Origin of the sequence: Arthrobacter silvisoli (assembly GCF_003369445.1) — a bacterium.
In the GTDB taxonomy this organism is placed as follows: domain Bacteria; phylum Actinomycetota; class Actinomycetes; order Actinomycetales; family Micrococcaceae; genus Arthrobacter; species Arthrobacter silvisoli.
In genome coordinates this window covers 1-21,453 of the sequence record NZ_QRCU01000024.1, presented here as the reverse complement: position 1 = coordinate 21,453, position 21,453 = coordinate 1, and the positions used below count along the sequence as shown (strand labels likewise).

The 21,453-nt window shown below is 68.2% G+C and carries 16 protein-coding genes; 12 read left to right on the top strand and 4 right to left on the bottom strand.

All coding sequences use genetic code 11. The features are described 5' to 3' along the window. The first annotated feature begins 34 nt into the window (after positions 1-34). The 5 genes from DWV11_RS05300 (at position 35) to DWV11_RS05280 (ending at position 9,138) form a co-directional block, all read left to right on the top strand. Positions 35-739 (top strand): FHA domain-containing protein, encoded by a 705-nt coding sequence (locus tag DWV11_RS05300; RefSeq protein WP_115787845.1) that lies wholly within the window; start codon positions 35-37, stop codon positions 737-739. Then, positions 736-5,181, top strand: a complete 4,446-nt coding sequence (locus DWV11_RS05295) for a type VII secretion EssC family protein (RefSeq protein ID WP_115787844.1) — start codon at positions 736-738, stop codon at positions 5,179-5,181. Before DWV11_RS05300 ends, DWV11_RS05295 begins: the two co-directional genes overlap by 4 nt. Before the next feature lie 121 nt (positions 5,182-5,302). Beyond that, positions 5,303-5,920: a hypothetical protein gene (locus DWV11_RS05290; protein WP_115787843.1), complete on the top strand. Its 618-nt coding sequence runs from the start codon at positions 5,303-5,305 to the stop codon at positions 5,918-5,920. Positions 5,921-6,043: 123 nt separating this feature from the next. Continuing rightward, complete coding sequence (gene ligA, locus DWV11_RS05285) at positions 6,044-8,317, top strand: NAD-dependent DNA ligase LigA (RefSeq protein WP_245953450.1); 2,274 nt, start codon at positions 6,044-6,046, stop codon at positions 8,315-8,317. After that, the gene (locus DWV11_RS05280) at positions 8,314-9,138 is read left to right on the top strand and encodes an inositol monophosphatase family protein (RefSeq protein ID WP_115787841.1); all 825 of its coding nucleotides are present in this window, start codon (positions 8,314-8,316) and stop codon (positions 9,136-9,138) included. The genes ligA and DWV11_RS05280 overlap by 4 nt, the downstream gene beginning before the upstream one ends. A 45-nt stretch (positions 9,139-9,183) precedes the next feature. Here the strand turns inward: DWV11_RS05280 and DWV11_RS05275 are convergent, their stop codons facing one another. Further along, the gene (locus DWV11_RS05275) at positions 9,184-10,548 is read right to left on the bottom strand and encodes an LLM class flavin-dependent oxidoreductase (RefSeq protein WP_115787840.1); all 1,365 of its coding nucleotides are present in this window, start codon (positions 10,546-10,548) and stop codon (positions 9,184-9,186) included. 322 nt (positions 10,549-10,870) lie between these two features. Here DWV11_RS05275 and DWV11_RS05270 point away from each other — a divergent pair, with 322 nt between their 5' ends. Beyond that, positions 10,871-11,383: a GNAT family N-acetyltransferase gene (locus DWV11_RS05270; protein WP_115787839.1), complete on the top strand. Its 513-nt coding sequence runs from the start codon at positions 10,871-10,873 to the stop codon at positions 11,381-11,383. A 56-nt stretch (positions 11,384-11,439) separates the two neighbouring features. Beyond that, complete coding sequence (locus DWV11_RS05265; RefSeq protein ID WP_115787838.1) at positions 11,440-11,823, top strand: RidA family protein; 384 nt, start codon at positions 11,440-11,442, stop codon at positions 11,821-11,823. Between the two features lie 30 nt (positions 11,824-11,853). Here the strand turns inward: DWV11_RS05265 and DWV11_RS05260 are convergent, their stop codons facing one another. Together DWV11_RS05260 and DWV11_RS05255 are read right to left on the bottom strand one after the other, a co-directional pair. Next, positions 11,854-12,519, bottom strand: a complete 666-nt coding sequence (locus DWV11_RS05260) for a response regulator (protein ID WP_115787837.1) — start codon at positions 12,517-12,519, stop codon at positions 11,854-11,856. Further along, positions 12,516-14,324 (bottom strand): sensor histidine kinase, encoded by a 1,809-nt coding sequence (locus DWV11_RS05255; protein WP_245953448.1) that lies wholly within the window; start codon positions 14,322-14,324, stop codon positions 12,516-12,518. The genes DWV11_RS05260 and DWV11_RS05255 overlap by 4 nt, the downstream gene beginning before the upstream one ends. A 231-nt stretch (positions 14,325-14,555) precedes the next feature. On the opposite strand from DWV11_RS05255, the gene DWV11_RS05250 reads away from it, so the two are divergent. Next, on the top strand, positions 14,556-16,022 hold the full coding sequence (locus DWV11_RS05250; RefSeq protein WP_115787836.1) for a CitMHS family transporter: 1,467 nt from the start codon (positions 14,556-14,558) through the stop codon (positions 16,020-16,022). Positions 16,023-16,088: 66 nt separating this feature from the next. Here DWV11_RS05250 and DWV11_RS05245 read toward each other — a convergent pair whose 3' ends face one another. Beyond that, positions 16,089-16,715 (bottom strand): GyrI-like domain-containing protein, encoded by a 627-nt coding sequence (locus DWV11_RS05245; RefSeq protein ID WP_115787835.1) that lies wholly within the window; start codon positions 16,713-16,715, stop codon positions 16,089-16,091. A gap of 143 nt (positions 16,716-16,858) precedes the next feature. Between DWV11_RS05245 and DWV11_RS05240 the strand changes: the two genes are divergently transcribed. The 4 genes from DWV11_RS05240 to gatB all read left to right on the top strand — a co-directional run bounded on the left by DWV11_RS05240 (position 16,859) and on the right by gatB (position 21,365). Beyond that, positions 16,859-17,704 (top strand): 5'-nucleotidase, lipoprotein e(P4) family, encoded by an 846-nt coding sequence (locus DWV11_RS05240; protein ID WP_210725670.1) that lies wholly within the window; start codon positions 16,859-16,861, stop codon positions 17,702-17,704. A gap of 295 nt (positions 17,705-17,999) precedes the next feature. Continuing rightward, on the top strand, positions 18,000-18,296 hold the full coding sequence (gene gatC / locus DWV11_RS05235) for an Asp-tRNA(Asn)/Glu-tRNA(Gln) amidotransferase subunit GatC (RefSeq protein ID WP_115787834.1): 297 nt from the start codon (positions 18,000-18,002) through the stop codon (positions 18,294-18,296). A 4-nt stretch (positions 18,297-18,300) separates the two neighbouring features. Then, complete coding sequence (gatA, locus tag DWV11_RS05230) at positions 18,301-19,857, top strand: Asp-tRNA(Asn)/Glu-tRNA(Gln) amidotransferase subunit GatA (protein ID WP_115787833.1); 1,557 nt, start codon at positions 18,301-18,303, stop codon at positions 19,855-19,857. After that, on the top strand, positions 19,857-21,365 hold the full coding sequence (gatB, locus tag DWV11_RS05225) for an Asp-tRNA(Asn)/Glu-tRNA(Gln) amidotransferase subunit GatB (RefSeq protein ID WP_115787832.1): 1,509 nt from the start codon (positions 19,857-19,859) through the stop codon (positions 21,363-21,365). Before gatA ends, gatB begins: the two co-directional genes overlap by 1 nt. Positions 21,366-21,453 lie beyond the last annotated feature (88 nt).

Below are 21,453 nucleotides of genomic sequence, written 5' to 3'. Positions count from 1 at the left end.
TGACACACAGCTACGAGGACCAAGGAGGCCTGGCATGGGAGATCTGGCGATAGATTTCTGCGGGGAATGGCATGAGCCGTCCGACGAAGACGTCTTCAGCATCGGCCGCGAGGGGGACCTGGAGGTCGACGACAACCCCTACCTGCACCGCCGTTTCCTGCAGATCGCACGCTACGACGGCATCTGGTGGCTGAGCAACGTGGGCAGCATGCTCTCGGCCACCATCGCCGACGGTTCCGGTGGCATGCAGGCCTGGCTGGCACCCGGCGCCCGGATTCCGCTCGTGTTCAGCCACACCAAGGTGATCTTTACGGCGGGCCCCACCACCTATGAGTTCGCCGTGCACCTGAAGACGCCGTCCTTCCGCCAGGAAGTCCGCGACGAGGACTCGGCCGGCGACACCACGATCGGTCCGGTGGTGTTCACCGACTCGCAGAAGGCACTGATCGTCGCCCTTGCAGAGCCGATGCTTCGCCGCGACGGGACCGGCTTCAGCTCGATCCCGTCCTCCGCGGAAGCCGCCAAGCGCCTGGGCTGGGCGTTGACCCGGTTCAACCGCAAGCTCGACAACGTCTGCGACAAGCTGGACCGCGTGGGCGTGGTGGGCCTGCGCGGCGGCGGCGGAAAGCTCGCCACCAACCGGCGCGCCCGGCTGGTGGAGCACGCGGTCACCTCGCACCTGGTCACCTCGGAAGACCTGTTCCTGCTGGAAAAGATGAGGGGCGTTGACGAAGGATGAAGTTCCGCCTGACTTTGCGCCGCGACCCTGCCGCCGCCAAGGACCTCGCGGTCACGGTGGACGGCCGGGCCACGGTGGCCGACATCGCCGGTGAACTCTGGGCAGCCGACCCGGACCGCCAGGGCAGCGACGTCCCGCCGAACCTGTCCCTCAAGGTCGATGAGGCCTTCGTCGGGGCCGGCATGAGCGGCATCGTGCTGGACCCTGCCGGGAACCTGCTGGAATCCGGGCTGCGGCCCGGATCCACGGTGTCCCTGACCCAGGTGAGCGAACAGTTCGCCACCCCCGGCGGACACCGCGGCCCGACGGCGGCCACCCTCCGCGTGCTGTCCGGCCCGGACTCCGGCAGCGAGTTTTCGCTGCCGTTCGGCACCAGCTACATCGGCCGCGACCGGGACGCCGACATCCGCCTGAGCGACCCCATGACTTCGAAGCGGCATGCCCGCATCACCGTCGCCGAGACCGTCGAAATCGCGGACACCAACTCCGCCAACGGCCTGCTCATGGACGGGCTGCCGGTGGCCCGGGCGACGCTGAACTCCTCGGACACGGTCACCCTCGGCGACACCACGGTGGGCGTCGTCGCCCTGTCCCGGAACCACAGCGCCGCACCCAGCTCACCGCTGGTGGACTTCAACCGTTCCCCGCGCGTGGTGCCCCGCTTCGACCCGCCGAAACGAGTGGTCCCGTCCGGCCCGAAACGCCCCGACCACCAGCCGTTCCCGTACATCATGCTGATGGCGCCGCTCCTCATGGGCGGCATCATGTTCGCCATCACCCAGAACGTCCTCTCCGTAGTGTTCATGATGATGATGCCGCTGTTCATCATCGGCCACTACGTGGACCACAAGGTCCAGTCGAAGCGGCAGCTGAAGGAGGGCATCAAGCACTTCCGTGCCTCCATGCTGGCGTTCCGCGAAGACATCGCCGAGCAGCAGAACATCGAACGCTCGGTCCGGCTGCAGGAATCGCCCTCCGTGAGCGACACCGTGGACGCGATCTACAAGCTCGGCCCCTTGCTGTGGACCCACCGCCCGGAACACAAAGGCTTCCTGGGGGTGCGCTTCGGACTGGGCACGGCGCCGTCGCGCATTCCGTTCGAAGAGCCGGCCAGCAACGACACCGAAGCGCAGTACATGCGCGAGATCCAGGAATGCCTGGCCCAGGTACGGATGATCGACGGCGTGCCGGTCGTCTCCCAGCTGCGCACCTCAGGCTCCTTCGGCGTCGCCGGTGAGCGCGGACTGGTCGACGACGTCGCCCGCGGCATGGTGCTGCAACTGGTGGGCCTGCATTCGCCCGCCGAACTCGTGGTCACCTCGCTGACCTCCGGCCGCTCCCGGGAACGCTGGAACTGGCTGCAGTGGCTGCCCCATGTCGGCTCCGGCCACAGCCCGCTGTCCGGCGACCACCTCGCGGCAGGACCCGGCGCCGGTGCCTCCCTGCTGGCCAAGCTGGAAGACCTTGTGGAGCAGCGCGAAGCCGCGTCGAAGGATCCGCGGCCGCTGCCACGACCGTCCCTGGCCAACGAACACGGCGAGCTCGCCGGGCCGGTGCTGCCCTCAGTCCTGGTGGTCGTGGAAGATGACGCTCCGGTGGACCGCGGCCGGCTCACCCGCCTGGTGGAACGTGGCCCCGATTCCGGGGTCCACGTCATGTGGGTCGCCGCCAATGTGCAGGCCCTGCCGGCCGCCTGCCGCGACTTCATGGCGGTCGACGGCGACCACGGCACCACCACCGGCCAGGTCCGGCTCGGGCGCCACACGTACCCGGTGAGCTGCGAAAGTGTTGAAGCCGGGCTTGCCACCCAGCTGGCCCGCATGATGTCGCCCCTGGTGGACGTGGGCAAGCCGGTCGACGACGACTCCGACCTGCCGCGCGCAGTGTCCTATGTGACGCTGGTGGGCAAGGACTTCATGGACGTGCCGCAGGCGGTGGCCGAACGCTGGCAGGAGAACAACTCCGTGCACTCCACCGCCGTGCCCAACCGCAAGGACAACGGCAGCCTGCGCGCCCTGGTGGGATCGAAAGGCGTGGAACCGTTCTATCTGGACCTCAAGAACGAAGGCCCGCACGCCCTGGTCGGCGGGACCACCGGCGCGGGCAAGTCCGAGTTCCTGCAGTCCTGGGTGATGGGCATGGCCTCGGCTTACAGCCCGGATCGTGTCACGTTCCTCTTCGTGGACTACAAGGGCGGCGCCGCGTTCGCGGATTGCGTGAAGCTTCCGCACACCGTGGGCCTTGTGACTGACCTGTCGCCGCACCTCGTGCGGCGGGCGCTCACCTCGCTGCGCGCCGAACTGCACTACCGCGAGCACCTGTTCAACCGGAAGAAGGCCAAGGACCTGCTCGCCCTCCAGCGCGAAGCCGATCCCGAGGCGCCGCCGTACCTGATCATCATCGTGGACGAGTTCGCCGCCTTGGCCTCGGAAATGCCCGAGTTCGTGGACGGTGTGGTGGACGTCGCCGCCCGCGGCCGTTCCCTCGGGGTGCACCTGATCCTGGCCACGCAGCGCCCCGCCGGCGTCATCAAGGACAGCCTGCGCGCCAACACCAACCTGCGGGTCGCGCTGCGCATGGCCGACGAAGACGATGCCACGGACATCCTCGGGGTGCCCCTGGCCGCGTACTTCGACCCGTCCATTCCCGGCCGCGGCGCCGCCAAGACCGGCCCCGGCCGGATCCAGGGCTTCCAGACCGGGTACGCCGGCGGTTGGACCACCGAGAAACCCCAGCGGCCGCGGATCGACATCGTGGAGATGGCCTTCGGCTCCGGGGCGAGCTGGGAGGCGCCGGCCCCGGTGGACGCCGTCAAGGAAGACCCGGCCGGCCCGAACGACATATCGCGGATGACCACGAACATCATCCGGGCAGCGGACTCGCTCGGCATCAACCCGCCCCGGAAGCCGTGGCTGAACGAACTGGCCACCACCTACGACTTCTCGAAGCTGCCCAATCCGCGCACCGACGAACGGCTGTTGCTCGGCGTGGCCGACGATCCCGTGCACCAGGACCAGCCCACCGTGTTCTACGAACCGGACAAGGACGGCAACATGGCCGTCTACGGCACCGGCGGCTCGGGCAAGTCCGCGGCGCTGCGCGGCATCGCCATCGCCGCGGCCGTCACTCCGCGCGGCGGCCCGGTACACGTGTACGGCATCGACTGCGGTTCCTCGGGCCTGAAGATGCTCGACGGCCTGCCGCACGTGGGCGAGATCATCGGCGGCGACGACGTCGAACGCGTCGGCCGCCTGCTGCGCTGGCTCCGCGACATCGCCGAGGACCGTTCCACCCGCTTCGCAGAGGTCCGGGCCTCCACCATCGTCGAGTACCGCAAGCTGGCCAAGCGGCCCGACGAGAAGCGCATCTTCGTGCTGGTGGACGGCATGTCCGCCTTCCGCGAAGCCTACGAATACAGCCGCCTGTCCGCGCTGTGGGACATCTTCCTGCAACTGGCCACGGACGGACGCCCCCTGGGCATCCACCTGGTGGTCAGCGGCGACCGGCCGAACTCGGTGCCGGCCTCGCTGCTCGCCTCGATCCAGCGACGCCTGGTCCTGCGCCTCAGCTCCGAGGACGACTACATGACCCTGGACGTGCCCAAGGACGTGCTCGGCCCGGCGTCACCGCCCGGCCGCGGGCTCCTCGGCGACCTTGAGGTGCAGCTGGCCGTGCTTGGCGGCAACTCCAACCTCGCCCTGCAGGCCCGCGAAGTCACCAAGCTTGCGCAGGCCATGCAGCGCCAGGGCATGGAAGAGGCGCCGCGGATCCAGCGCCTGCCCGAACAGGTGGACCTGGACATCCTCCCCGCCGGCGGCTTCGACCAGCCGGTCATCGGCGTCGACGACGAGTCCCTGGACCCCGCGGCCATCGCCGCCAAGGGCCCTCTCCTCGTGTCCGGCCCGCCCGGCGCCGGCCGCACGGTTGCACTCGTCACCATGGCCTATGCGCTGCGCCGCTCCAACCCGGACACGGAACTCGTCTACATCGGAGCGCGGCGCTCGGCCGTGGCCGGACTGAAGGTCTGGAGCCGTTCGCTCGTGGGGCCCGACGAGGTGGAGGAGGCTGCCGAGGAGCTCACCGAACGGTCCACCGAGCGCCCGGGAACCATGGCGATCTTCATCGAGGGCCTGACGGACTTCACGGACTCCCTCGCCGAAATGTCCATCAACAAGCTGGTTACCGATTCGATCAAGGCGGACCAGTGGGTGGTCGGCGAATCGGAAAGCTCCACCTGGTCCCAGGCCTGGTCCCTGGCCCAACCCTTCAAGTCCGGGCGGCGCGGCCTGCTGCTCAACCCCTCGGACGTGGAAGGCGACAGCCTGCTCAGCACTTCGCTGGGCAGGATCAGCCCGGACTTCATCCCGGGCCGCGGGTACATCGTGGGGCGCGGCAAGGTCCGCAAGATTCAGGTGGCGCTGCCGCCGGAGAACCGCAACTAGCGGCGGTTCCCCGGCGGGAGCGGGTTTCGCCAGTGAATGGATTTGCGGGGGCTTCCCGGGTGTAGGAAAATTCCGGAACCATCCCCAAGTCCGGGCAGCATGGCTGCCCCGTGAGGCCATCATGACCGTTCGCCCCACCCCGAAGCACCAGCCTGCCGCCCGCACGGCGGCACGGACCCCGTTCGCCGCGTCCCTGGCCGCCGTGCTGCTTGCGCTCGTCCTGTGCGCTTTCCCGCTCCTGGCCGCGCATGCCGCCGAGACGGCCAAGGCCTGCCCTCCCGGGCAGGTCTGCCCGGTTCCCGGAGTTACCCCGGCCCCGGTGCTTCCGGCACCCACACCCAGCGAGACGGCGCCGGCGGACCCGGCCCCGGTCATCCAGAAGCCGGCCCCGGCGAAGCCGCCCGTTGTGACCCCGGCACCGGTGGTCCGGGCGCCCGCCCCGAGCACGACGCCGGAGGAGACGACGGCGGCCAGCCTGGCGCCGTCGGACATTCCCACCTCCACCGCGGCGCCGGCGGCGAGCCGCTGGACTCCCAGCGCGGGCCCCACGGTCGATTCGAACTGGACCAAGCCCATCGACGACGCCAAGGAAGCCACCCAGGCCGCGCTCGTCAGCGACAAGCCGGCATCCGGCAACGGCATTTTCGGGATCCTCGCCATCATGGCGGGCGTGCTGGTGGTGGGCCTGGGCGGCCTGGCCTTCGCCCTGTGGAGCAAGAACCGGATCGGCGCTCACTGAGCCTCCGTTTTTCCGCCCTCCATTTGCTCTGCCGTGAGTGCTCTGCCGTGAAATGTCGGGGCATTACGGCAAGATAGGAGGGTGAGCACAGCAGAGAGCGTTAGTGGACGCACGCCCGGAACCGTGGAAGTCGCCGACGGGGAGGTCCCCGCACAGTCGGTCCGCGAAGAGTACGACAACCTTGCTGACCTCGTCCGCAAGCACCGCTACGCGTACTACCAGGAAGATGCGCCTATCATCTCCGACGCCGAATTCGACGCCCTGTACCGCCGGCTCGAAGAGCTGGAGGCCCTGCACCCGGAACTCGTCTCCAACGACTCGCCCACCCAGGAAGTGGGCGGCGAGGTCTCGGCCGCCTTCGCCGCCGTCGAGCATCTGCAACGGATGTACAGCCTGGAGGACGTGTTCTCCCTTGAAGAACTCGAGGCCTGGGTGCGGAAGGCCGAGGCCTCCGTGGAGAAGCTCGGTTCCGGCGTGCCGCCCATTGGGTGGCTGACCGAACTCAAGATCGACGGCCTGGCCGTGAACCTGCTGTACCGCGACGGCAAGCTGGTCCGGGCCGCCACCCGCGGCGACGGCACCACGGGTGAGGACATCACCCACAATGTGCTCACCATCAAGGAGATTCCGCGGGAGCTCAGCGGTCCGGGGTTCCCGGCTGAAGTGGAAATCCGCGGCGAGGTTTTCATCCCCTCCAAGGACTTCGCCGAATTCAACGAGGCCCTGATCGAAGCCGGCAAAGCGCCTTTGGCCAATCCGCGCAACGCCGCGGCGGGTTCCCTGCGCCAGAAGGACCCGGCCGAAACCGCCAAGCGTCCGCTGCGGATGTTCGTGCACGGTATCGGCGCCCGCGAGGGACTGGACGCCACCAGCCAGTCCGAAACTTACAAGTCGCTGGCCGACTGGGGCATGCCCGTCAGCCCGTACCTGAAGGTCCTCGGCTCCTTCGGGGAAGTCCTGGACTTCATCAAGCACTTCGGCGAGCACCGCCACGACCTCCTCCACGAGATCGACGGCATCGTGGTCAAGATCGACGACTTCGCCACCCAGCGGGCCCTCGGCTACACCTCCCGCGTTCCCCGCTGGGCCGTGGCCTACAAGTACCCGCCGGAAGAGGTCCACACGAAGCTGCTGGACATCCAGGTCAACGTCGGCCGCACCGGCCGCGTCACGCCTTTCGGCATCATGGAACCGGTGAAGGTGGCCGGGTCCACGGTGGAGATGGCCACGCTGCACAACCAGGATGTGGTGAAGGCCAAAGGTGTCATGATCGGCGACATCGTGGTCCTGCGGAAAGCGGGGGATGTCATTCCCGAAATCGTCGGACCTGTCCTGGCCCTGCGCGAACAGCAGGACCCGCCGGTGCGCGAATTCGTCATGCCCACCGAATGCCCGTCCTGCCACACCCCGCTGGCCCCGGCCAAGGAAGGGGACGTGGACATCCGCTGCCCCAACTCGCGGTCCTGCCCCTCCCAGCTGCGCGAACGCGTCTTCCACGTCGCGGGCCGGGGAGCGTTCGACATCGAGGCCCTGGGCTGGGAAGCGGCCATCGCCCTCACGCAGCCGGCCGCCCCGGAGGTGCCGCCACTGGAGAACGAAGCCCGCCTGTTCGACCTCACCCCGGATGATCTGCGGGATGTGATGATCCGCCGTGAGAAGCGCAGCAAGGGCGCGGGCACGGGAGAGTGGGAACTCGTTCCGTATTTCTGGACCAAGCCCACCGCCAAGTCCCCGTCCAAGCCCAGCGCCACCACCCAGAAGCTCTTCAAGGAGCTGGAAAAGGCCAAGACCCAGCCGCTGTGGCGGGTACTCGTCGCCTTGTCCATCCGGCACGTGGGTCCCACCGCCTCCCGCGCGCTGGCCACCCGCTACGGTTCCATGGATGCCCTTCTCGAGGCCCTGGATGCGCCCGATGCGCGGGAGCAACTGGCCGAGGTGGACGGCGTCGGCCCGATCATCGCCGACGCCCTCATCGAATGGTTCGCCGTGGACTGGCACCGCGAAATCGTACAGCGGTGGAAGGACGCCGGCGTGCGCATGGCGGACGAGCGCGACGCCTCGGTGCAGCGGAACCTGGAAGGCATGACGATCGTGGTCACCGGTACCCTGCCCGACTTCAGCCGCGACGAAGCCAAGGAAGCGATCATCATCCGCGGCGGCAAGGCTGCCGGTTCGGTCTCGAAGAACACCAGCTACGTTGTGGCCGGGGAAAGCGCCGGTTCGAAGCTCGACAAGGCAGAACAGCTGGGCATTCCGGTCCTGGACGAGGACGGCTTCCGGGCACTGCTTGACGGCACGCTGACGGGTGCGGGGTCCACTGAGGACTCCGAGGACGCCGACCCCGAGGCCTTTGTACCCGCCGAAGCCGCCGGATCCAGCGAAGGAACTGCCGAATGACTGACGTCCTGGAACTCCTCGCCGTCGCCAAGAGCGCGGCCGCGGCCGGCGCCGCAGTGCTCGCCACCCGCTCCGCCGCGGGAAGCAGCGGTGCCGGCCTGGACGTCAGCAACAAAGGCGACGCGGGCGACTGGGTGACCGCGTTCGACGTCGCCGCGGAGGAAGCCGTCCGCGCCGCGATCTCGGCCGCCCGTCCACACGACACCATCACCGGCGAGGAGCACGGCACCACCCGGCCGGAGGAAAACAGCGGTTACCGCTGGTCCATCGATCCGCTCGACGGCACCACCAATTTCATCCGCAACATCGTCTACTACGCCACCTCCGTGGCGGTCGCCGGCCCCGACGGCACCTGGCTGGCCGGCGTCGTCCACGCTCCGGCGCTGGGCAGGGTCTATTCGGCCGCGCGCGGACATGGCGCCTGGCTTGAGGTCGCCGGCCAGACGAGCAGGCTGAGCGGGCCGGTGCCGGGCCGCGCCGGACTCATCCTCGCCACCGGCTTCAGCTACGACCCCGCCACCCGCTCCAGCCAGCTCAGCGGCCTGCCCGCCATGATGGACGGATTCGCCGACGTCCGCCGCCTGGGCTCCGCGGCGCTGGACCTGTGCCTGGTAGCGGACGGCAGCCACGATGCCTTCGGCGAACGCGGACTCAACGAGCACGACTTCGCCGCCGGCGCCCTGATCGCCGAGGAAGCCGGCTGCTGGGTCCGCCGCCCCAAGCTGCAAAGCCCGGTGGACGGCGGACCCGAGGACCACGACAGGCTGTCCGCCTGGACGTGTGCCGGGCCCCTGGAGCTCTCGGGCAAGTTCCCGATCTGACGCCGGAGGGCCCCGGCGGAACTGCTCCGGCGCGGATCTCTCCGGCTAGAATCCGGAACCGATCGAGCTCAGCTGTGGCGCCTCGATGCCGGCATAACGGCTGGCCGGCCGCTCCAGGCCGTAGTGGCCGCGGAGCGTGGACGCCGTGTATTCGCGGCGGAAGAGGCCGCGTTCCTGCAGCACCGGCACCACCTGGTCCACGAAGGTTTCCAGGCCTGAGGGGAGCACCGGCGGCATGATGTTGAAGCCGTCGGCCGCTCCGCCGTCGAACCATTCCTGGATGGCGTCCGCCACCTGCTCGGCGGTTCCGGCGAAAGTGCGGTGCCCGCGGCCGCCGCCCAGGCGTCCGATCAGCTGCCGCACGGTGAGCTGCTCCCGGCGCGCGAGCTCCACGATCAGGGTGTAGCGGCTCTTGGCACCCTCGATCTCGTCCTCCGATGGCAGGTCCGCCGGCAACTGCCGGTCCAATGGCAGGTCCTCCGGGGCAACGCGGAGCGTCTTGGCCAGCTGTTCGCGGGCGTATTCGGGCTTGATGAGCCCATCCAGTTCCTGCTCCAGCCTCAGCGCCTCGGCCTCAGTGGAACCGATCACCGGGACGATCCCCGGCAGGATCTTGATGCCTTCCGGATCGCGCCCGACGGCGGCCGTGCGGGCCTTGAGGCCGGCATAGAACGCCTGCGCGTCGGCCAAGGTCTGGTGCGCCGTGAAGACCGCCTCGGCGTAGCGGGCGGCGAGGTTCTTGCCGCTTTCGGACGAGCCGGCCTGCACGATCAGCGGATGGCCCTGCGGTGAGCGGGGCAGGTTCAGGGGTCCACGGACCCGGAAGTGCTTTCCTTCGTGGTCGATGGTGCGGATCCGGCCGGCGCTGCCCCACACGCCCTCCGCCTTGTCGGCGACGATCGCGTCGTCGTCCCAGCTGTCCCAGAGCTTCCGGGCGACCTCGATGAACTCGGCGGCGCGCTCGTAGCGGACCGCGTGTGCAGGCTGGTCGTCCACGCCAAAGTTCCGGGCGGCGTCGGGCCCGGCCGTGGTGACCACGTTCCAGCCTGCACGGCAGTCGCTCACCCAGTCCACGGAGGCGAAGCGGCGGGCGAGGTTGAAGGGCTCGTTGTAGGTGGTGGAGGCGGTGGCGATGAGTCCGATCTTCTCTGTGGCGCCGGCGAGGGCGGTCAGCAGCACGGTGGGCTCCAGCGTGCCCGCGGGCCGGCGCCCGACCTCGCCGAACAGCACGGGCGAGTCGGCGAAGAACACCGAGTCCAGCTTGCCGCGCTCGGCAATGCGTGCGAGCCGCTGGTAGTGCGCCACCTTGGTGTTGGCGGTGGGGTCGCTCTCCGGCAGGCGCCAGGAGGCTTCGTGGTGGCCGGTGCTCATGAGGAAGGCATTGAGGTGGAGGGTTCGCGAAGTGCTCATTGGGGGTCCTTTCCTGGGTCCTGGCGGCCAATCAACCATGCCGGCCGTGGCCTGCGCCAGCGATCCGACATCTTCGCGAAACAGCGGGAAACCGGGCTTAACGGCCCGCAACCGGACTCAACACGGCGCCATTCAGGGCAACACGGGAAGGCACCCGGGAAGGCACCCGGGAAGCAACGCGGGAAGCAACGCGGGAAGACCCGCGGCGAGGCGCACGGCGACGCAACGGAAGGACCGCCGTCGGGCGCCGGCACGTGATAGATCGGTCACTGAAAGGCCCGTTTCGAGGGTCTGCGGCAGGTGCCGCCACTACGATGGATCGGTGCAAATACCGATCACCGTCCGTCCGGCCAGGCCCGCAGACTATGACGACGTCGCCCGCATCACGATCGACTCGTACGTCGCCGCCGGCTACTACGGAGATCCGGAGCACCCGTACCTGCGCCAACTGCGGGACGTGGCCGGCCGCGCCGAACACGCCGACGTGTGGGTGGCCGAGCGCGGCGGCGAAGTGATCGGGTCCGTGACCGTGGCAGCGGCCGGCGGTCCCTTCGCGGACATCGCCTACGACGACGAACTAGAAATGCGCACCCTCGTGGTGGATCCGGCCGTGCAGCGTTCCGGCGCCGGCAAGACGCTCGTCAAGGCCCTGATGGACCATGCCCGCTCCCGGGCCGGCATCAATGCGGTGGCGTTGACCACCGGCGCCACCTGGGAGAGCGCAAACGCCCTGTACCGGGCCACGGGATTCGAGCGGGTTCCGGAACGGGACTGGTTCGTACCGGGCACCGACATAAAGCTGTTCGTTTACCGGTGCGAGCTTGGCCAGCCCTAAAGTTTCACCGTAGACCCCGGCCACCGGGCCGGGCGCGGCGACAGGAGAAGCGCGGCATGCGCAAGACTTACGGTACGGGTTCGGTCTGGGAACAGTCCCTCGGATACTCGCGTGCGGTGCAGGTGGACAACACCCTGTACATTTCCGCCACGGCGGCCTCCGGCCCGGACGGCATTGTGGGCGATGACTTCTACTCCCAGAGCAAGTACATCCTCGAGAAGCTCGGAACCGTGCTGGCCGACGCCGGTTTCTCCTACGAGGACGTGGTGCAGTCGAAGCTGTACCTGACGGACATCAGCAAGTGGGAAGACGCCGGCCGCGCCCACGGCGAGGTCTTCGGCGAGATCCGCCCCACCCTCTCCCTGGTGCATGTGCTGCCGTTCCTGGATCCGCAGATGCTCGTCGAGATCGAGCTGGTCGCGCAGAAGAGCACGAACTAAGGTCCAACCCCGCGCTTGTCTTGGGGAACGTCAGCGCCGGCCGGGCACTCCGTAACGGTGCTCGGGCCGGCCGGTGGTGCCGTAGCGGAGCTGGATCTCGACGGCGCCATCGTCCGCGAGCGAGGAAAGGTACCGTTGCGCGGTGGCCCGGGACACCCCCACCCGTTCCGCAACCTCCGCGGCTGAGTACTGCTCGCCAGGCTCCAGCGATTCCAGCACCGCGGACTCGGTGGCCGAGCGCGTTTTGCCCGACGACGAGATCTCCCCGGCGAACAGCGCCCGCCGGGCCTTCTCGATGGTGTCCTGGTCCACCGACTGCTGCCTGTCCAGGATCCGCCGGTAGCGGGCGTAGGCCCGCAACTGCTGGGAGAGGGCCTCGGCGGTGAAGGGCTTCAGGAGGTACGCCAGGGCCCCGCGGCGGGTGGCTGTGCGGATGGACAGGGCGTCGGAGGCGGCCGTGAGCATCATGGCATCCACGTCCAACTGCCCCAGCAGGTCCAGGCCCGAACCGTCCGGCAGGTAGACATCCAGCAGTACCAGGTCCGGCCGCAGGCTGTGCACCGACTGCAGCGCCTGCGCGGTGGATCCAGCCGGGCTCAGTGCCAGGAATCCGGCTACCGAATCCACATACGCCGCGTGCAGCCGGGCCACGTGGAAGTCGTCGTCGACAATCAGAACCCTCAGGTCCGTGCTCATTCTTCCTCTTCCGTTTGTTCGCCGTCCGTGCCGGGCACGGCGGCTGTGGTGCCCGGCAATGATGCCATGAAGACCGCTCCCGGTCCGCCTGGTGTTCCCGGGTCCAGCAGGCGTACATCGCCGCCCCGGCGGCGCGCCAGCTTCCGGCTCAAAGCGAGCCCCAGGCCGTGGCCGCCGGCACCCGTTGAACCCGGCCCGGTTGGCCCGGCGTCCGCAGACCGGGATTCGACCGACCGCGGCTCCGCCGTCGTGAACCCTTCGGCAAACACTTCTTCCGGTCCGCTTGCGCCCAGCCCGTCCCCGGAGTCCGCGACGACGATGTGCAGCGTGCCGCCGTCGGCCCCGCTGTCTGCGGCGGGCGGCTCGTCCAGCAGTTCCACCTCCACCCAGCGGTCCGCGGCGGAACCGGCGACGGCGGCGTTCACGGCGTTGTCGATCAGGTTGCCCAATACGGTGGTGACGTCCTGCGGGTCGGTGACGGTGCCGCGCACCAGGGTTTCGGGACCGATCCGCAGCACGACGCCGCGCTCGTCCGCGCCCACGCTCTTGGCCCCGATGAAAGCCTGCAGGTAGGGGTCCTGCAGCAGCCCGGCCTGCTGCACCGGGAAGGTCAGCGGTCCGGTTTCGGAGATCTTCGCGAGATACTCCTTGGCCTGTTCGCTGTGTCCGATGCTCAGGAAACCGGCGATCGTGTGCAGCTGGTTGGCGAATTCGTGGCGCTGGGCGCGCAGGGCCGTGGACATGGTGCCCACGGCGTCCAGTTGCCGGGTGAGTTGCTGCAGTTCCGTGCGGTCACGCAGCATGACCACCCAGCCGAGGTCTTCCTTGCGGTGCAGTGCCTTGCGGGCGTTGACCACCAGCACGCGCCCGCCGGCCAGGACCTCCACCGCTTCTGCGTCGTGCATGGCATCCCGGGTGAGTTCTTTCAGCTGCTCCGGGACAGCGGCCGCCGCCCACGGCTGCCCGATCCGCACCGACGCGGTGGCAGGGGAGGCGGTGCCGCCGTCGTCGCTCCCTTCCTCCTCCGGAACGTCCAAAAGGCGCCGGGCGGCGGCGTTGAACACCGTGATGCGGCCGTCGGCCGAGACTCCGATGACGCCGTCGTCCACGCCTTGCAGGACTGCCACCTGGTCGTGGACCAGCGTGCTGATTTCCTCCGGTTCCAGGCCCAGGGTGAGCCGCTGCAGCCGGCGGCGCAGCAGGAACGAGGCCAGTACGCCCGCCAGCAGCGCCCCGGCGGCGGTGAGGGCGATGGGCACGATGTCCTGGCGCAGGCTCTGGCTCAGCGATTCCATGGAGTAGCCCACGCTGACCTCGCCCACCACGGTGCCCGAGCCGGGCGCGTACACGGGCACCTTCGCACCGGCGGACGGGCCGAGCGTTCCGGTGTTCCGGGTGGTGACTTCCTTGCCGGCCAGTGCCTCGGACGGGTCGGTGCTGACGCGCTCGCCGAGGCGCTCGGGTTCCGGGTGGGCGAGCCGCAGCCCGGTTTCATCCGTCACCACGACGAAGAGCGCGCCGGTGCGGGCCCGGGCGGCTTCCGCTGCGGCCATGATGGGTCCCTTGGCCAGCTCACTGGCCGGGGGTGTGCCGCTCTGCCTGCTGATCGCGTCCACCTCGGTGCGGATCTCCGGAGCCGAGGCCACGGTGCGGGCCAGCGTGAGTGCCTGGTTCTCGGCCTCCGCGCCGATCCGCTGGTACACCAGCCAGGCGTGCACCGCGCCGCTGAGCAAAACCACCAGGAGGACGACGCCGAGCTGCAGCAGCAGCGTCTGCGTGGAGAACCGCATGGCGAGCCGTGGCATGGGTGACCTTTCCGCCTGCGTGGACTGTTTCCGGGCCGGCGGAGCCTTCAGCGGCGGCGCTGGCGTGGAGGGGACTTCCCCTCCATTGAATCACTGAGCAAAACGAGCAGAATGCTGGCAATGAGCAGTATGCCAATCAAATCCGGCAAACCCCGGGATGTGACCTGGCTCGCCCTACATTCGTAATGCGCACCACACCGATGTGATGCCATTCATAGTTAGGAGCCGGCCGTGCTGGTACTGCTTGGATTCGCCATGATCGCGGTTTTCATGGCGCTGATCATGACGAAGAAGTTGACGCCGGTGCTGGCGCTGATCATCGTCCCCACCGTTTTCGGCCTGTTCGCGGGCGCCGGCCTTGGCATCGGCGACATGGTGATGACCTCCATGAAGTCCATGACGTCCACGGCCGCACTGCTGATGTTCGCAATCGTGTACTTCGGACTGATGATCGACGTCGGACTCTTTGATCCGCTGGTGAAGTTCATCATCCGCAAGCTGGGCAACGACCCCGCCAAGGTGGTCCTCGGCACGGCGATCCTCGCCGCCGCGGTCTCCCTGGACGGCGACGGCTCCACCACCTTCATCCTCACCACCGCCGCGATGCTGCCGGTCTACCTGCGCCTGAAGATGAGCCCCGTGGTGCTGACCTGCGTGGCCGGCCTGGCCAACGGCACCATGAACATCCTGCCGTGGGGCGGTCCCACCGCCCGTGCCGCGACCGCCCTGAAGATCGACGTGAACGACGTCTTCGTCCCGATGGTTCCGTCCCTCATCGCCGGCCTGCTGGTGGTCTTCGTCTTCGCCTGGCTGATGGGCCTGCAGGAGCGTAACCGCCTCCGCGCTTCCGCTCCGGAAATCTGGGGCGAGTTCGCCGACCTCGATGACGCGTTCGACGGCGGCAAGGGCGGCAGCGCCGCCCACGGCACCTCCCGCGGCGGTTCCCGCCGCCGTCCCTCCGGCGACGGTGTTTCCGGCGACGGTGGCGGCGTCGCCGTCCTGGAGCGCACCGAACTGCTCGTGGACGAGCAGGACTCGGCCATGGCGGACACCGCCCTGGACCCGAACCGCCCCACCCTGCGCCCCAAGTTGTTCTGGTTCAACCTCGGCCTCACCGCCGCCGTCATGGTCATGCTGGTCCTGGACTTGGTGCCGCTGCCCTACGTCTTCATGGTGGGCTCTGCGATCGCCCTGTTGGTGAACTTCCCGAAGGTCAAGGACCAGGGCGCCCAGTTGATCGCCCACGCCCCGTCGATCGTCGCAGTCGTCAGCATGGTCATGGCCGCTGCGGTCCTCACCGGTGTGCTGAACGGCACCGGCATGGTGAAGGAAATGTCCGCCTGGCTGGTCCAGATCATCCCCGCCGAGCTCGGCCCGTTCATGGGCGTCATCACCGGCCTGCTCAGCATCCCGATGACATTCTTCATGAGCAACGATGCCTTCTACTTCGGCGTCCTGCCGGTCCTGAGCGAAACCGCCGCCCACTACGGCGTCGGCGCGGCCGACATGGCCCGCGCCTCGATCACCGGCCAGCCCTTCCACATGCAGAGCCCGCTGGTCCCGGCCATCCTCCTGCTGGTCTCCCTGTCCAAGGTGGAACTGGGCGACCACCACAAGAAGGTCCTCTGGCGCGCCGCAGCCGTCTCGGTGGTCATGCTCGGCGTGGGCATGCTGACCGGAGCCGTCGGCATCGGCTGAGCCCCGGCTCCCTGTGCCATCAACGCGAACGGACACCTCTTTCGGAGGTGTCCGTTTGCGTTGGTCCTACCCGGCATTGCCGGTGACCGGTTGGCGCAGGATGGTCCGCATCTTTTCCGGCGCCGTCCTGCGGGGATCGCTGAAATAGATCTCGTGGTGCCGGCCCGTCATGGCCAGGCCGCGGCGGGGGATGTACTCGTGGTGCATCCGGGCCAACAGCGGGGCCTCGTCATCGAAAGGGCCGATGTGCAGAGTCTGAACGCAACGTCCTTCGGACAGGAGTTCCAATCGGACGTCGGGCAGGCGGGCTGGACCGTCTTTGGCCCCGGCCTGCGCGACGGCGGCGGCGAACATCTCGTGGTTGATCCACTCCGGCGCCATGATCATCATGGTCCAGTGCCATTGCGACTTGTCCCTCGCCGAGGTGAAGGCCTCCATGGCGTCCGCCCACCACAGCCCCTCCAGCGGCGGAACGACGTAGTCGCGCCCTAACTCCCGCTTGCTGGCGAACTTGAGTTTGAAGGCCACCGGATAAAGGGCCCCGAGCGCACCGGCATAGTCCGGTGACGTGTTGGGGTCTCCATGGCCGTCGATCATGAGGTAGTTCATGTCGGGCACGTCGACCACCCGGAATTCGCCCGGCTTCGCCTGATAGGAATCGAGGCTCTTTTTGAAGTCGGTCTTTTCTGTCATCGGGCACCTCCATGGCTCGATGCCAGAATAGTCGGCTGGGTCCCTGCCGGGGCTGACATATTCCAAGCGAATCTGGTTACTCCTAATAAACATTGGTTTACTAACGAGCGTGACAACGAGGTCACCGTGATCAAGGAGGCTCAATGGGTATCGAACGCCGGACCATGCTGAAAGGGCTGGGTGCAGGTGGCGCGGCAGGAGGGCTGGCGCTGTTCGCTGCCGGCCCGGCCAAGGCCGACGCTTCGTCGGAGGTACAGAACATCCTCTCCGCCGCCGTGGCGTGGCGGGTCACCGCGGCCGAGCGGGAGATGCTGTACCGGCAGGCGTTCAACATCGCCCGTGACCGGCTCGACAATGCACTCCGGGGTGTCGGGCAGCAGCGGCACGGAGCCAAGCCGCTGGCTTTCATTTCCGACGTCGACGACACGGTGCTGTCCTCCAACCCCTATTGGGAGTTGCTGATCGCCGCCGGCAAGCAGGCCTTCGATGACGAACTCTGGGACGCCTGGGTCAGGGAAAACGGTCCCGTCGCCACGCCCGGCGCCGTCGAATTCACCCGCTATGCCGAAAGCCGTGGCGTGGAAGTCTTCTACGTTTCCCAGCGCGACCAGGGACCGGACACCCAGCAGATCGGCGTCGCGAACCTGCGGCACGCCGGTCTCGCGTTTGCCGACGACGCGCACGCGGTCTTCCAGCGCGAATCGTCCAACAAGGAACCGGCCCAGCAGGCCATTGCGGACAAGCACGAGGTCATCGCATACCTCGGCGACAACCTCAACGACTTCCGGCGCCGCTACTACGTGAAGTCGGTCGAAGAGCGCCGCACCCTGGCCACCGAAGACGCCGAACGCTTCGGCCGGGACTTCATCCTGTTCCCGAACAACACGGACGGCCACTGGATGCGCGCCATCTTCGGCACCAGCGAACCGGCAGACACCCCGGAATACCGCGCCCGGATGCTCCAGGCAGCCCAGGGCAAGGTCCTCTAAACCCCTAAAACAAAAGCAGGACGGCAAGTGCACACGGTGCGCTCGCCGTCCTGCGATGTTGATAGGCGCCTGCGAAGGACGTGCCGGAGCACCGAGGTGACAGACGCGCACCGGCGGAGGGACGGACATCCTGCCGGCTGCGTCAAAGCGACGAAGGAGCAGCAGCCAAAGGATCGTCCGGCCCGCAGCCGTAAGCCGACCACCCACGGCGCCCGTGGGGCGGCCGCCGTGCAGTAGGGCAGCCCAACCAAAGTAGACTGGTCGGGAAAACCATTTGAACTTGCAGGGGAGATCCATGGCTGCGATCAACCGTGACGATGTGGCGCATCTTGCGCGGCTCGCTCACATTGAAATGAGTGCCGAAGAGCTGGACCGGATGGCGGGCGAACTCGCCGTCATCGTGGACTCGGTGAAGTCCGTCAGCGAAGCCGCCGGGGAGGACGTCCCGGCCACGTCCCACCCGATCCCGCTGAGCAACGTCTTCCGCGAGGACGTCGTAGGCCACACTTTCACCGCCGAGCAGGCGCTGTCCGGTGCACCGGACGCCGCGGAGGACCGCTTCAAGGTCCCGGCCATCCTGGACGAGGACTAAGACGATGACTGACAGCAACGAACTCATCCGCCTCTCCGCCGCAGCCCTCGCCGCGAAACTGGCCGCCGGCGACGTCACCTCCGTGCAGGTGACGCAGGCCTATCTGGACCGCATCGCCGCCGTCGACGGCCAGGTCAACGCCTTCCTGCACGTCAACGGTGAGGAAGCGCTCGCCGTCGCCGCCGAGGTGGACGCCATCCGCGCCGCTGGCGGGGCTGCCGCCGAGGAACTGCACGAACTCGCCGGCGTCCCGATCGCCGTCAAGGACCTGATCGTCACCATCGGCCAGCCCACCACAGCCGGTTCGAAGATCCTCGAAGGCTGGCACAGCCCCTACGACGCCACCGTCATCAAGAAGCTGCGCGCTGCGAAGATGCCGATCCTCGGCAAGACCAACCTGGACGAATTCGCCATGGGGTCCTCCACGGAACACTCGGCGTACGGCCCCACCCGCAACCCCTGGGACCTGGAGCGCATTCCGGGCGGCTCGGGCGGTGGCTCCGCGGCCGCCGTCGCCGCTTTCGAAGCGCCGCTGGCGCTCGGCACGGACACCGGCGGCTCCATCCGCCAGCCCGGCGCCGTCACCGGCACGGTGGGCGTGAAGCCCACCTACGGTGCCGTGTCCCGCTACGGTGCCATCGCCATGGCCTCCTCCTTGGACCAGATCGGCCCGGTATCCCGGACCGTGCTCGACTCCGCGCTGCTGCAGGAAGTCATCGGCGGCCACGACCCGCAGGATTCCACCTCCCTGACCGATCCCTTCGACAACCTCGTGGCGGCCGCACGCACCGGCAACGTCGAGGGCATGAAGATCGGCATCATCAAGGAACTCCACGGCGAGGGCTACCAGGCCGGCGTCGAGAACCGCTTCAACGAGTCCCTTGAGCTGCTTAAGGATGCCGGCGCGGAAATCGTCGAGGTCTCCTGCCCGAACTTCAAGTACGCGCTGGGCGCCTACTACCTGATCATGCCGTCCGAGGTGTCCAGCAACCTGGCCAAGTTCGACGGCGTCCGCTTCGGCCTGCGCGTGCTGCCGAAGGAAGGACCCATGACCATTGAACGGGTCATGGGGGCCACCCGCGCCGCCGGGTTCGGCGACGAGGTCAAGCGCCGCATCATCCTGGGCACCTACGCCCTGAGCGCCGGCTACTACGACGCCTACTACGGTTCGGCCCAGAAGGTGCGCACCCTGATCCAGCGCGACTTCGACGCCGCGTTCGCCCAGGCCGACGTGCTGATTTCCCCGACGGCGCCCACCACGGCGTTCAAGCTGGGGGAGAAGCTCAACGACCCGCTGGCCATGTACCTCAACGACGTCGCCACCATTCCGGCGAACATGGCCGGCGTTCCCGGCCTGTCCCTGCCCGGCGGCCTCGCCGATGAGGACGGCCTGCCCGTCGGCATCCAGCTGCTCGCACCCGCCCGTGAGGATGCCCGCCTCTACCGCGTCGGTGCCGTCCTCGAATCGCTGCTCGAAGAGAAGTGGGGCGGCCCGCTGCTTGACCGTGCCCCTGAACTGCACGCGCTCGACGCCGCAAACACTGTGGGAGGTTCCAACTAATGTCCGTCGACACCATCCTCAGCTTCGAAGAAGCCATGGAGAAGTACGATCCCGTCCTCGGCTTCGAGGTCCACGTGGAGCTGAACACCAAGACGAAGATGTTCTCGTCCGCCCCCAACGTCTTCGGTGACGACCCCAACACCAACGTCAACGAAGTGGACCTGGGCCTGCCGGGCGTGCTCCCGGTGGTGAACAAGGCCGCCGTCGAGTCCTCCATCAAGATCGGCCTGGCACTCAACTGCAAGATCGCCGAGTCCTGCCGCTTCGCCCGGAAGAACTACTTCTACCCGGACACCCCGAAGAACTTCCAGACCTCACAGTACGACGAGCCCATCGCGTACGACGGCTACCTGGACATCGAACTCGAGGACGGCACCGTGTTCCGCGTCGAGATCGAGCGGGCGCACATGGAAGAGGACGCCGGTAAGCTCACCCACCTGGGTGGCGCCGCGGGCCGCATCCAGGGCGCTGACTACTCTCTGGTGGACTATAACCGCGCCGGCGTGCCCCTGGTGGAAATCGTCACCAAGCCGATCGAGGGCGCGGGCAGCCGTGCCCCGGAGCTCGCCAAGGCCTACGTGGCCGCGGTCCGCGAAATCGTCAAGAACCTGGGCGTGTCCGACGCGCGCATGGAGCGCGGCAACGTCCGCTGCGACGCCAATGTCTCCCTGCGCCCGCACGGCCAGGAACGCTTCGGCATCCGCTCCGAGACGAAGAACGTGAACTCGCTGCGCGCCGTCGAGCACGCCGTCCGCTACGAGATCCAGCGCCACGCCGCCGTCCTCGACGCCGGCCAGCCGGTCATCCAGGAGACCCGCCACTGGCACGAGGACACGCGGACGACGACGTCAGGCCGTGCCAAGTCCGACGCTGACGACTACCGCTACTTCCCGGAGCCGGACCTGGTTCCCGTCGTCGCCTCGCGTGAGTGGGTGGAGGAACTGCGCGCCACGCTGCCCGAGCCGCCGGCCGAGCGCCGCAAGCGCCTCAAGGAAGCTTGGGGCTACTCGGACCTGGAGTTCCGCGATGTGGTGAACGCCGGCGTCATGGACTCCATCGAGGAGACCATCGCCGCAGGTGCCAGCGCCTCCGTGGCCCGCAAGTGGTGGATGGGCGAGATCGTGGGCCGGGCCAAGACTGCCGACGTCGATCCCGCCGAACTCGGGGTGAGCCCCCGGACCATCGTCGAGCTCAACGGCCTGGTCGAAGAAGGCAAGATCAACAACAAGATGGCTTCCCAGGTCCTCGACGGCGTCCTCGCCGGCGAAGGCACCCCGGCGGAAATCGTCGAGAAGCGCGGCCTCGCCGTCGTGTCCGACGACGGCCCGCTGCTCGAAGCCATCGACGCCGCATTGGCCGCCCAGCCGGACGTCGCGGAGAAGATCCGCGGCGGCAAGGTCCAGGCCATCGGCGCGATCGTCGGCGGCGTCATGAAGGCCACCCGCGGCCAGGCCGACGCCGGCCGCGTGCGCGAGCTGATCCTGGAGAAGCTCGGCGTCGAGGGCTAGTCCCCACCGCCTCCCTGACCTCGCTTCGCTCGGCCAGGGAACCCGGGCGGCGTGGGCCCAACCGCCTCCCTGACCTCGCTTCGCTCGG